The 12,041-nt window shown below is 72.1% G+C and carries 11 protein-coding genes; 7 read left to right on the forward strand and 4 right to left on the reverse strand.

Translation table 11 applies throughout. The annotated features are described in order from the left end of the window. Window positions 1-83: 83 nt before the first annotated feature. Window positions 84-365 (reverse strand): HPr family phosphocarrier protein, encoded by a 282-nt coding sequence (locus tag ACWC2B_RS25855; RefSeq protein ID WP_053725500.1) that lies wholly within the window; start codon window positions 363-365, stop codon window positions 84-86. Between the two features lie 152 nt (window positions 366-517). On the opposite strand from ACWC2B_RS25855, the gene ACWC2B_RS25860 reads away from it, so the two are divergent. The 4 genes from ACWC2B_RS25860 to ACWC2B_RS25875 all read left to right on the forward strand — a co-directional run bounded on the left by ACWC2B_RS25860 (window position 518) and on the right by ACWC2B_RS25875 (window position 6,002). Next, the gene (locus tag ACWC2B_RS25860; protein WP_450720499.1) at window positions 518-3,451 is read left to right on the forward strand and encodes a bifunctional acetate--CoA ligase family protein/GNAT family N-acetyltransferase; all 2,934 of its coding nucleotides are present in this window, start codon (window positions 518-520) and stop codon (window positions 3,449-3,451) included. An 83-nt stretch (window positions 3,452-3,534) separates the two neighbouring features. After that, complete coding sequence (locus tag ACWC2B_RS25865; RefSeq protein ID WP_450720501.1) at window positions 3,535-4,122, forward strand: DUF5998 family protein; 588 nt, start codon at window positions 3,535-3,537, stop codon at window positions 4,120-4,122. Next, on the forward strand, window positions 4,122-5,309 hold the full coding sequence (locus ACWC2B_RS25870) for an alkaline phosphatase family protein (protein ID WP_450720503.1): 1,188 nt from the start codon (window positions 4,122-4,124) through the stop codon (window positions 5,307-5,309). Before ACWC2B_RS25865 ends, ACWC2B_RS25870 begins: the two co-directional genes overlap by 1 nt. Before the next feature lie 42 nt (window positions 5,310-5,351). Beyond that, window positions 5,352-6,002 carry a thymidine kinase gene (locus tag ACWC2B_RS25875; RefSeq protein ID WP_450720505.1) on the forward strand — a complete coding sequence of 217 codons (651 nt, stop codon included), beginning with the start codon at window positions 5,352-5,354 and terminating at the stop codon, window positions 6,000-6,002. Window positions 6,003-6,004: 2 nt separating this feature from the next. On the opposite strand, the gene ACWC2B_RS25880 is transcribed toward ACWC2B_RS25875, so the two are convergent. The 3 genes from ACWC2B_RS25880 to ACWC2B_RS25890 are packed head-to-tail and all read right to left on the reverse strand — an operon-like array spanning window position 6,005 to window position 8,483. Continuing rightward, on the reverse strand, window positions 6,005-6,286 hold the full coding sequence (locus tag ACWC2B_RS25880; protein ID WP_450720507.1) for a hypothetical protein: 282 nt from the start codon (window positions 6,284-6,286) through the stop codon (window positions 6,005-6,007). Beyond that, window positions 6,283-6,918 carry a sigma-70 family RNA polymerase sigma factor gene (locus tag ACWC2B_RS25885; RefSeq protein WP_450720509.1) on the reverse strand — a complete coding sequence of 212 codons (636 nt, stop codon included), beginning with the start codon at window positions 6,916-6,918 and terminating at the stop codon, window positions 6,283-6,285. Before ACWC2B_RS25885 ends, ACWC2B_RS25880 begins: the two co-directional genes overlap by 4 nt. 14 nt (window positions 6,919-6,932) lie before the next feature. Further along, on the reverse strand, window positions 6,933-8,483 hold the full coding sequence (locus ACWC2B_RS25890) for a sodium:solute symporter family protein (RefSeq protein ID WP_450720511.1): 1,551 nt from the start codon (window positions 8,481-8,483) through the stop codon (window positions 6,933-6,935). Window positions 8,484-8,700: 217 nt separating this feature from the next. Between ACWC2B_RS25890 and ACWC2B_RS25895 the strand changes: the two genes are divergently transcribed. The 3 genes from ACWC2B_RS25895 (at window position 8,701) to ACWC2B_RS25905 (ending at window position 12,033) form a co-directional block, all read left to right on the forward strand. Continuing rightward, window positions 8,701-9,441 carry an SDR family NAD(P)-dependent oxidoreductase gene (locus ACWC2B_RS25895; protein WP_450720513.1) on the forward strand — a complete coding sequence of 247 codons (741 nt, stop codon included), beginning with the start codon at window positions 8,701-8,703 and terminating at the stop codon, window positions 9,439-9,441. 523 nt (window positions 9,442-9,964) lie between these two features. Next, window positions 9,965-10,120 (forward strand): DUF3311 domain-containing protein, encoded by a 156-nt coding sequence (locus ACWC2B_RS25900; protein ID WP_450720515.1) that lies wholly within the window; start codon window positions 9,965-9,967, stop codon window positions 10,118-10,120. A gap of 86 nt (window positions 10,121-10,206) precedes the next feature. Continuing rightward, window positions 10,207-12,033 carry a non-ribosomal peptide synthetase gene (locus tag ACWC2B_RS25905; protein WP_450720517.1) on the forward strand — a complete coding sequence of 609 codons (1,827 nt, stop codon included), beginning with the start codon at window positions 10,207-10,209 and terminating at the stop codon, window positions 12,031-12,033. Window positions 12,034-12,041 lie beyond the last annotated feature (8 nt).

The following is a 12,041-nucleotide window of genomic DNA, read 5'->3' on the forward strand; positions in this document are numbered from 1 at the left end:
TCGGGAGCAGCGGTCCTTCGATGCGACGTGATGTGTCGTCGACCGGATGAGCCGAACCAGTCGGATCAGCCCGATCAGCCCGATCAGACGGTCTCGGGGAGCTCCTCAAGACCCTCGGCGACCAGCTTCGCCAGCCGGTCGAGCGCGACGTCCGCGCCCTCGGCGTCGGAGGCCAGCACGATCTCCTCGCCGCCCTGCGCACCCAGACCGAGCACCGCGAGCATGGACGCGGCGTTGACCGGGTTGCCGTCGGCCTTGGCGATCGTCATGGGGACTCCGGCAGCCGTGGCGGCACGGACGAAGATGGACGCGGGGCGGGCGTGCAGGCCCTCGGCCCAGCCGACGTTGACGCGGCGCTCAGCCATGGTGTTGCCCTTCGAAATCTCTGACGGTTGTCTAGACCAGTCTCTCATGTGGTCCGCGATGCTCGTACCGACCTTAGGCCCCAGCACGCCGCCGATCGGCCCTGCCCACCTTGCCCCGCCCCGTACGGCGCCGCGACCCGTACGCTTTCGGTATGACGACGGCGTCCGATCCCGCGTACCCGGCTCACTGGGAGGCCGACGTGGTGCTCCGCGACGGCGGCACCGCGCGCATCAGGCCCATCACCACCGAGGACGCCGAGCGGCTCGTCTCGTTCTACGAGCTGGTCTCGGACGAGTCGAAGTACTACCGCTTCTTCGCCCCCTACCCCCGGCTCTCCGCCAAGGACGTCCACCGCTTCACCCATCACGACTACGTCGACCGGGTCGGACTCGCGGCAACCGTCGGCGGCGAGTTCATCGCGACCGTCCGCTACGACCGCATCAACGCCCAGGGCAGGCCCGCCTCCGCCCCCGCCGACGAGGCCGAGGTCGCCTTCCTCGTCCAGGACGCCCACCAGGGCCGGGGCGTCGCCTCCACCCTGCTCGAACACATCGCGGCGGTCGCCCGCGAGCGCGGCATCAGGCGGTTCGCCGCCGAGGTGCTGCCGGCCAACAGCAAAATGATCAAGGTGTTCACGGACGCCGGCTACCAGCAGAAGCGGTCCTTCGAGGACGGCTCGGTCCACCTCACCCTCGACCTGGAACCCACCGCCGAGTCGCTCGCCGTGCAGCGCGCCCGCGAACACCGCGCCGAGGCGAGATCCGTGCAGCGCCTCCTCGCGCCCGGCTCGGTCGCGGTCATCGGCACCGGACGCACCCCCGGCGGCGTGGGCCGCACGGTCCTGCGCAACCTCCTGGACGCCGGATTCACCGGACGCACGTACGCCGTGAACAAGGCGCTCGGCCCAGACCAGCGCGAGCTCGACGGCGTCCCCGCCTTCCCCTCCATCGCCGCGATCGGCGAACCGGTCGACCTGGCGATCGTCGCGGTTCCCGCCGAACGGGTGCCGGAAGCCGTCGCCGACTGCGGCGAGCACGGCGTCCAGAGCCTCGTCGTCCTCGCCGCCGACTACGCGGAGAGCGGCCCCGAGGGCAGGGAGCGCCAGCGCGCGCTGGTCCGCCAGGCCCGCTCGTACGGGATGCGGCTGATCGGCCCCAACGCGTTCGGGATCATCAACACCGCGGCGGAGGTGCGGCTGAACGCCTCGCTGGCCCCCGAGCCGCCGGCCGCGGGCCGGATCGGTCTGTTCACCCAGTCGGGCGCGATCGGCATCGCCCTCCTGTCGGGCCTCTACCGGCGCGGCGCGGGCCTGTCCACGTTCATCTCCTCGGGCAACCGCGCGGACCTCTCCGGCAACGACTTCCTCCAGTACTGGTACGAGGACCCCGCCACCGATGTGGTGCTGCTCTATCTCGAATCCATCGGGAACCCGAGGAAGTTCACCCGCCTCGCCCGGCGCACGGCCGCCGCCAAGCCCGTCGTGGTGGTCAAGGGCGCCCGGCACAGCGGCACGACCCCGCCGGGTCACGCCGTGCCGGTGACCCGGGTGCCGGACGCCACGGTCTCGGCGCTGCTGCGCCAGGCGGGCGTCATCCTGGTCGGCACGGTCACCGAACTCGTCGACGCGGGGCTGCTGCTCGCGGGCCAGCCGCTGCCCGCGGGCCCGCGCGTCGCGATCCTCGGCAACTCCGAATCCCTCGGCCTGCTCACGTACGACGCCTGCCTGACCGAGGGGCTGCGCCCGCTCAGGCCCCTCGACCTGACGACGGGGGCGACCCCGGCCGACTTCCGCGCGGCTTTGGCCGCGGCCCTCGCGGACGACGCCTGCGACGCGGTCGTGGTGACGGCCATCCCCTGGGTCGGCGAGAACGGAGCCATGGAATCCGGCGACGGCCAGATACTCGCCGACGCCCTGCGCGAGGCGGCCGCCGCGGCCCCCGCGAAGCCGGTGGCCGTCGTCCACGTGGAGATCGGCGGCCTGGCGGAGGCCCTGTCGGCGGCGGCCAGAACGGTCAACAGGGGGGCACCCCACACCCCGCCGAAGCCGGGGCCGACCAGCACCGATCCAGTCCCGCCCGGCAAAAATCCAGCCCCTGGGGGTCCCCCCTGGACGAAGTCCTCGGGGGAGATTGAGGAGCGGGGCTCTGGGGGCAGCGCCCCCAGCACCCCCACCGGCGGGCAGCCGAAGAGCGACCTCCCCGAACCCCGCGAGGCAAACCGCATCCCCGCCTACCCCGCCGCCGAGCGAGCCGTCCGGGCGCTGGCGGAAGCCGTCCGCTATGCCCGCTGGAGGCGCGAGGCGGCCGACCCCGGCAGGGTGGGGGAGTACGACGACATCGACGAGTCGGGCGCGGCCGGGCTGATCGAGCGGCTGCTCGGCCCCGCGCCCGACCCCCGCGGCACGACCCTGGCCGCGCCGGACGCCGAGGAGCTGCTCGGCCGGTACGGCATCCGCGTGCGCCCGACGCTGCCCGCGCCCGACCCGGACCGTGCCGTCGAGGCCGCCCGTCACCTCGGCTACCCCGTCGCCCTCAAGACCACCGCCCCGCACCTGCGCCACCGCCCGGACCTCGGCGGCGTACGCCTGGATCTGGCGGACGAGCGCCAACTCGCCCGCGCCTACGCCGAGTTGACGGCCACCCTCGGTAAGCCCGAGGAGCTCAAGCCCGTCGTGCAGGCCATGGTCCCGCGCGGCGTGGACACCGTCGTGCGGGCCTCGATCGACTCGGCGGTCGGCGCGGTCCTTTCCTTCGGACTCGCCGGAGCCGCCTCCGAACTGCTCGGCGACACCTCGCACCGGCTGATCCCGGCCACCGACCGCGACGCCGCCGAACTGCTGCGATCCATCCGGACGGCCCCGCTCCTGTTCGGCTGGCGGGGTTCCGCGCCCGTCGACACCGCGGCACTCGAAGAACTGCTCCTGCGGGTGTCGCGGCTGGTCGACGACCATCCCGAGGTGGTCGCGGTGGGCCTGGAGCCCGTCATCGTCGCCCAGCACGGCCTCTCCGTACTCGGCGCGAGCGTCCGCCTCGCCCCCGCTCCGCCCCGCACGGACCTGGGCCCCAGGCGCCTGCCCAGCTACTGAGAGCCCCCGTCCGAACTCCGCCCGGGCTTCGGACACAGCCTCTGAGGGCCGTCCGCCCCCTGCGGCAGCTTAAGATGGACCCCATGGCGAAGACCGGTACGACGACCCAGGGGCTCCGCGCGGCGATCGAGCGCAGCGGCTACTACCCGGCCCTTGTGGCCGAGGCGGTGGAGGCCGCGGTCGGCGGGGAGCCGATCGCGTCGTACCTGGTGCACCAGGAGACCACCTTCGACGCCAACGAGGTACGCCGCCATGTGACGGTCCTCGTGCTCACGGACAACCGTTTCATCGTCAGCCACACCGACGAGCAGAACGCCGACACCAGCTCCCCGACGCCGTACGCGACCACGTCCACGGAGTCCGTGAAGCTCGGCCGGATCTCGTCGGTCGTCGTGAGCCGCGTCGTCGCGAACCCCGAGTCGTACACGCCCGGCACCCTGCCCCGCGAGGTCGTCCTGACCATCGGCTGGGGCGCCGTCGCCCGGCTCGACCTGGAGCCCGCCGCCTGCGGCGACCCCAACTGCGACGCCGACCACGGCTACACCGGCAACTCCACCGCCGACGACCTGAGCCTCAGGGTCAGCGAGGCCGGCGACGGCCCGGACACGGTCCGCCAGACCCTGGCCTTCGCCCAGGCGCTGTCCGAGGCGACCGCGGCGACCGGCCGCTGATGGCCCAGCCCGCCTGGCAGGATCCCGAACCCCTCGCCCTCGACACCGCGCCCGTCCCCGAGTACGGCACCGGATCGCTCGCCGATCTGCTGCCCACCCTCGTGGCGGGCCAGGGCGTACCCGGATTCGAGGAGCGCATCGCCGGGCTCGCCCCCGCCGACCGCAACTGCGTCTTCCTGATCGACGGCCTCGGCTGGGAGCAGATCAAGGCCCACCCGGACGAGGCGCCCTATCTGCACTCCCTGCTCGGCACCTCGCGCGGCGGCACGGGCCGGCCCATAACCGCCGGGTTCCCCGCCACCACCGCGACCTCGCTCGCCTCGGTCGGCACGGGCCTGGCCCCCGGCGAGCACGGCCTGCCCGGCTACACCGCGCGCAACCCCGACAGCGGCGAGCTGATGAACCAGCTCCGCTGGAAGCCCTGGACCGACCCGCACGTCTGGCAGCCGTACCCCACCGTCTTCCAGCTCGCCGACCGGGACGGCGTGCACACCGCGCAGGTGTCCTCGCCCACCTTCGAGCACACCCCCCTCACCAAGGTCGCCCTCAGCGGCGGCACCTTCCGCGGCCGGCTCTCCGGCGAGGAGCGCATGGACCTCGCGGCGGCCCAGCTCGCCGCCGGGGACCGGTCGTTGGTCTACACGTACTACTCCGAGGTCGACGGCAAGGGCCACCGCTTCGGCGTCGACTCGGACGCCTGGCGCGGCCAGCTGATGTACGTCGACCGGCTCGCCCAGCGCCTGGCCGAACAGCTCCCGCCCCGCGCGGCCCTGTACGTCACCGCCGACCACGGCATGATCGACATCCCCTTCGACGAGCAGTCCCGTATCGACTTCGACGAGGACTGGGAGCTGCGCGCCGGCGTCGCCCTGCTCGGCGGCGAGGGCCGGGCCCGCCATGTGTACGCCGTGCCGGGCGCCGTCTCGGACGTACTGACCTGCTGGCGCGAGGTGCTCGGCGAGCAGTTCTGGGTCGCGAGCCGCGACGAGGCGATCGCGGCGGGCTGGTTCGGCCCGCACGTCGACGAGCGGGTGTACGGGCGGATCGGCGACGTGGTCGCCGCGGCCCACGACGACGTCGTCATCACCGCCTCGCGGCGCGAACCCCACGAGTCCCTCATGGTCGGCAACCACGGCTCGATGACCCCGGTGGAACAGCTCGTACCGCTCCTCGAAGTACGCTCGTAACCACCCTCCCCCTCCACAGATCTGAAAGGCCGTCACCTTCCCATGCCCGAGCTGGTGTTCTTCTCCGGAACGATGGACTGCGGAAAGAGCACCCTCGCTCTTCAGATCGAGCACAACCGCTCCGCGCGCGGCCTCCAGGGCATGATCTTCACCCGCGACGACCGGGCGGGCGAGGGCAAGCTGTCGTCGCGGCTCGGCCTGGTGACCGACGCGGTGGAGGCCGCCGACGGCTTCGACTTCTACGCCTACCTCGTCGCCCACCTCTCCAAGGGCGGCCGCTGCGACTACGTCATCGCGGACGAGGCCCAGTTCCTCGCGCCCGAGCAGATCGACCAGCTCGCCCGGGTCGTCGACGACCTCGAACTCGACGTCTTCGCCTTCGGGATCACCACCGACTTCCGCTCCAAGCTGTTCCCCGGCTCGCAGCGGCTCGTCGAACTCGCCGACCGCGTCGAGGTGCTCCAGGTCGAGGCGCTGTGCTGGTGCGGCGCCCGCGCCACCCACAACGCCCGCACCATAGGCGGCCGGATGGTCGTCGAGGGCGCCCAGGTCGTCGTCGGCGACGTCAACCAGTCGCAGGACGAGATCGGCTACGAGGTGCTTTGCCGGCGACACCACCGCCGCCGGATGACGAGCGCCTCGGCGCGGGCGGCGGCTCTGTCCCCGGACGTGCTGCCTGTCGCGGCGCCCTGAACCTACCGGCCGAGCGGCCGTGGGCCGTCGCCCGGCGTGCCGGTGTCGCCGTTGTAGAAGATGACGTGGTTGTCCGGCGAGGCCCCCGAGAGTTCCAGCAGGCCGATGGTGCAGACGGCGCCGACGATCAGGAACACCAGCAGGGCGACGACGCACCTGCGGCGGTATTCACGCCGCCGCCAACGCGCCTGCTCCTTGCGGTAGGACTGCCGTGACGCGTCCGGCACGGCGGAGGCGACGTTTTCGAGTGCGCCCCGCAGCAACTCCTCCATGAGCGCGCTCACCGGACGCTCCCCGTCATCGCTTCCGTCAGCTTCGCCATGCCGCGAGCGGTGTGCGACTTCACCGCACCGACAGAGATCTTCATCGTGTCGGCGACCTCGGCCTCCTTCAGGTCGAGCCAGTACTTGAGGACGATCGTCTGGCGCTGGCGCGCGGTGAGGGAGCGCAGCGCCTCCATCAGGGCCCGCTGGTCGTCGTTGAGCAGTACCTGCTGTTCCGCGGAGCGGACCTGTTCGTCGAGTTCCTGGTAGCTGTGCCGGCGGGCGACGCGGATGCGGCGTATGCGCATGCGGGTCAGATTGCAGACGATGGACCTGAGATATCCGATCGCGGCGCCGGGCGTCTTCAACTTCGCCCAGCGGCAGTGGAGTTGGTAGAAGGCCTCGGAGACGACGTCCTCGGCCTCCTGGTCCGCGCCGAGGAGTACGGCCAGCCTCAGCAACTGGGCGTAGTGCTGGTCGAAGAGGTGGGCGATCGCCACTTCCCGGTCGGCGTCGCGCAGGTCGAGGGCGATGCTCGGGCCGCCGGAGGCCGGTACTCCCCTCGCCTCGGAGCCGAGTGGGTCGCAGAGGTCGGAGGTACGTGCGGGCGCGGGGCGGGACGGCCCGGGGTGTCTCGGCAGGAACGGTTTCACGACGGGGTCCTCACTCACTCGACGACGAAGGCGTACTTGGACCCACGGCGCTCCCAGGCGGCTCCGCCGGCGATGCTGTCCTGGCCCCGCGGGACGCCGAGCGGACCGAGGAGGGGGGTCAGTGCCGCGGCGGTGACGAGGTTGACCGCGAGGGCGGCCATCGCCACGTAGACCGGGGCGTGGAGCGGGCCGATCCCGATGTCGACGACGGAGGAGAATCCGTGCAGCCCCGCCAGGGCGGTGCCCAGGACCATGCCCGCCGCCCAGCCGATGAACAGGGCGCGTTGGTGGAACCACTGGGTGAAGAGGGACAGTGCGACGGCGGGCAGGGTCTGCAGGATCCAGATCCCGCCGAGCAGATGGAGGTTGACGGTGTCCTGGGGTTGCAGCAGCAGGGCGAAGGCGACCGCCCCGGCCATGACGGCCAGCGATGTCCCGCGCGCGACGCGGACCTCGTGCTTGGGCGTGGCCGTGGGGTTGAGGTACTCGCTGTAGACGTTGCGCACGAGAAGCATCGCCATGCTCATCGCCATGACGACCGCGGGGAGCAGGCCGCCCACGGCGAGCGCCCCGAACAGCACTCCGGCCAGCCAGTCCGGAGCCAGGGTGCGGACCAGCATCGGCACCGCCAGCTCGGCGTGCCCGGAGGGGGTGCGGCCCCCTGACGCGAGGGCGGCGACCCCCAGAAACGCCGAGAGGCCAAGGGACAGGCTCCAGGCGGGGAGGAAGTTCGTGGCGGACCGCAGGGTGTGCCCGCTCCGGCTGGCCAGGGCCACCATCAGCACCTGCGGGTACATCAGCTGGGCGAGGGCGGAGCCGAGGGCGAGCGTCGCGTAGGCGGTGAAGCCCTGGGGCGGCACGCCGATGGTCAGGCCGTCGGTCGCGATGCGCTGGTCGGCCAGCGCGAAGACCCGTCCGGGCGGGCCCAGTTCGGTGACGGCCAGGACGACGAGGACGGCCAGCATGGCCCCGATGAGCAGCGCTTTGAGTACGGACATCCGCGCGCACGCACGCAGCCCCCCGGGGTGTGTCACCAGGGCGAAGAGGGTGAAGAGCAGGGCGAGTACCGCGCCGCCCGCCAGGGTGTTCGGGGCGATGCCCAGGGAGCGCAACAGCGCTGTCATGCCCACCACTTGAAGGGCCAGGTAGGGCATGGTCGCCAGGATGCCGGTCAGGGCGACGGCCAGAGCCAGCGGCTGCGACCCGTGCCGTGCGCGGACGTAGTCGGCCCCGGTGATCAGGCCGTGGCGTGCGGCGATGTCCCGCAGCCGGGGGAGCAGCACCATGATGAGCGGCGAGAGCAGCATGGTGTAGACGAGGGAGTAGAGCGCGAGCCCGCCGGTGCCGAACATGAGCCCCGGCACCGCGATGTAGGTGTAGGCCGTGTAGATCGTGCCGCCCAGGAGCAGGCTCGTGGACGCGGTGCCGAGCCCTCGGCCGGCGAGGGCCCAGCGGGCCGGGTGCGGCAGTTCGTCGCGCGGCGCCCCGCGCGCTCCGGCGAGGGCCGCACCGCCTGTGACGAGTGCGAATCCGACCGCGATGGCCCCGTTGATGATGCCCCCCAATTTCCGGGAGCGCGTGCCCGGTCCACGGCTGCCGGATCGGCTCGGCCGCTGGACGGGGATGATGACGCAGCTCCCTTAATTCCACGATACGGAAACTTAATTCCGCTCAGTGGTACCCTAAGGATCGCGCCGCAGGGGCGTCAAGGCCCTTCCGGATGCGAACGGGTTGGCTTGGAACATCCCCGTTCTTCCCCGCTTTTGACCTGTGGAGGTATTCGTGAACGACGCTCGTGTCGCGCTGATAACCGGTTCGTCATCGGGAATTGGTGCCGCCGTGGCCCGCCGTATGGCTGATGCCGGAATGTGCGTGGTCATCAACTCGGCGACGTCCGTCCGGGCCGGTGAAGAACTGGCCGCCCAGCTGCCCCGGGCCATTTATGTGCAGGGCGACGTTTCCGATCCGGCGGATGCGCGGCGCCTGGTCGAGGCGACCGTCAAGGAGTTCGGCCGACTCGACGTCCTGGTGAACAACGCCGGGCTCACCCGGTTCATCCCGCTCGACGACATCGATGCCGTCGACGCGTCGGTCTGGCGGGAGATCTTCGATGTCAACGTCATCGGAACCTGGCACATGATGAAGGCGGCCGAGCCGCATCTGAAGGCCGCCGGTGACGGCTCGATCGTCAACATCTCGTCCGTGTCGGGCAGCCGGGCCATGGGCAGCTCGATCCCGTACGCCGTCAGCAAGGCGGCCGTCGATCACCTCACCCGGCTGTGCGCGGCGACGTTCGGCCCCGGGATCCGCGTCAACGCGGTCGCGCCCGGGCTCGTGGACACGCCGTGGTACGACGAGGCGCCCGAGGTGTGGGAGGGCTCAAGGGAGTGGATCACCGCCAACACCCCGCTGCGCAGGGTCGGTTCGCCCGAGGACGTCGCCGAGGCGGTCTTCGGCCTCGCGCACGCCGCGTACACCACCGGTTCCGTGCTGATGGTGGACGGCGGACGGCACCTGGTCTGACGCCGATTCGCCACAAAGGGCCGGTCCTTGGTGGGGACCGGCCCTTTTGTCTGCCCGGCGACCGGCGACGTGACGCACGCCACTCCAGAAACCTGCCCGACGCCGTAACCCCGGCGGGGAACTCGCGCAACTAACACTCGGAAGCTTCGGCGGGAGTGCAAGGGGGCAATCCCGCCGCGGTGTTTCGGGGGAATACCGGGACGCGCGCCCAGGGTGGCGCCGCGTCGCCCCCCTTTCACCGTACTGGCCGCCGACGGCCCGATTTCCGCCATCTGGAAAGTGCACCTCCGTACGGAAGAGGCACATCTCTTTCGCCGCCGCGAGGTCGCTTTCGGCAGCCAGAAACTTCACCGGCACTCCAGAAAGGAGAACACGACATGGCTCTTCGCCTTCAAGGCCGTTGTCCGATTTCCCGGAGCGCCGGATCGATCCACTGGGAGAAGCAGTTGTGGTGGCGAGGCGCAGATCCGGAGAGAGACGACGCGGGTCCCTGGGTCCCAGGGCCTGGAGTCTCCTGCTCGTCATGCCGATCGCGGCTCCCGCTCTGGTTATCGCCGTCCACCCCGACCGGCCCCGGCTGTGCGGGATCCCGTTGTTCTACTGGCTGCACCTGGCCTGCTGTCTGCTGAGCGCGGCCGTCACCGCCGTCGTGAACCGCAGGACCAGGGGCGCCCGTTGAGCCGCGCTCCCGGGACCCGCGCGCGGCCGCGCCGCGCTGAGCGCCTCCCGGACACCACGACAGACTTCGAGCAGAGGAATTCATCCATGGGTACGTATCCGCGAGCCGGCTCGCCGGGCGGCGGGCGGCACGGTGTGCACCGCATCGTCGCCGAGCGGGTGGCGCAGTGTCCCGAGGCCTGCGCCGTGAGGGATCCGGCCGGGACCTCGCTCACCTACCGGGAACTGTGGCAGCGCGCCGGGTGGATGGCCTCCGAGCTGGCCCGGCGCGGGGTGCGCCCGGCGGATCCCGTCGCCGTCGACCTCGACCGCGGAGTCGACCTCGTGGTGGCTCTGCTCGGCATCGCGCGGGCCGGAGCCGCGTACCTGCCGCTCGACGCGCACGCCCCGGCGGAGCGGGTGGCGCGGATCCTCCAGGGAGCCGGCGTGCGGGTCGCGGTCGTCGCCGAGGGGGACGCGCGGCGGCGGCAGAGGCTGGAGAAGGCTCCGGCGCTGACGCGCGTCGCCGTGCCGAGGAACGACCCGGGCCACGAGCCGGTACCGGACGTCCCGGTGGACGAGGAGGGGCCGCTGTACATCGGGTACACCTCGGGATCCACCGGTGTGCCCAAGGGGGTCGTCGTGCCGCACCGGGGGGTGCGCCGCCTCGTCACCGGGGCCACCTACTGCACCATCGAGGCGGGCGACCGGGTCGGCCACGTCGCCAACCCCGCCTTCGACGCGACCACCTTCGAGGTCTGGGGCGCGCTGACCGCCGGCGCCACCCTCGTCGTCCTGCCCTCCGCCGCCGACCTCGCGCTCGAACGCTGGACCGCCCTCGTCCGCGACGAGGACATCACCACCCTGCTGCTGACCACCTCGCTGTTCCACCTGGTGGCCCGGGCGCGGCCGGACGCGCTCGGCACGCTGCGCAACCTCCTTGTCGGCGGCGAGCAGTTGGAGATCTCCGCGGTCCGCCGGGTACTGGCCGCCGCCCCGCCCGGGCGGCTCGTCAACGCCTACGGTCCGACCGAGGCGACGGTGATCGCCGCCGCCTTCGACTGCACCGAGGAGTCCCTGGCCGGGCGGGACCGGATGCCCGTCGGCCGGGCGATCCAGGAGACCCGGCTCCATGTCCTCGACGAGGACCTGCGCCCCGTCGCACCCGGCACGACCGGTGAGCTCTGTGTCGCCGGCCCGGGTGTCGCCACCGGCTACCTGGGGCTGCCGGAGCGGACCGCACGGTCCTTCGTGCCGGAGCCCGGCACCGGCGAACCCATGTACCGCACGGGAGACATGGCCAGGCTCCTGCCGGACGGCGAGCTGGAGATCGTGGGCCGCGCGGACCGGCAGGTGAAACTGCGCGGCTTCCGGATCGAGCTGGAGGAGATCGAACGCGCGGCGGTCGCGACCGGCCACACCGAGGCGGCCTTCGTCGCGAAGACCGGAGAAGGTCCCGACGCGCGGCTCGTCGCCGCCTGCCTCGCCACCTCCGTACCGCACGCGGAGACGGCCCGCCGGCTCGGCTCGGACCTGGCGGCGGCGCTGCCCGCCTACATGCTCCCCAGCCGCTGGACCGTCCTCGACACCCTGCCGCTCACCAGCACGGGCAAGGCCGACCGGCGGCGGATCGAGGAACTGCTCGCCTCAGGCCCGGAGCCGGCCGGTGCCGGGCCGGAGCAGGAGGGCCCGGATCTCGGCGACCCGCTCCTGAACGCACTCGCGGGCGTATGGGCCGAACTCCTCGGCACGCGCCGGATCGGGCCCGGCGACGACTTCATCTCGCTCGGCGGCAACTCGATCCTGGCGACCCAGGCGGCCTCCCGGATCAGTGAACTGCTCTCGGTCGACATCGAGCCCGCCGATCTGCTGCTCGCCGCCGACCTCGGTGAACTCGCCCGGCAGCTGGCCCAGTCGGAGGTGGCGCTGCCGTGACGTGCCGT

The organism is Streptomyces sp. NPDC001415 (assembly GCF_053597395.1).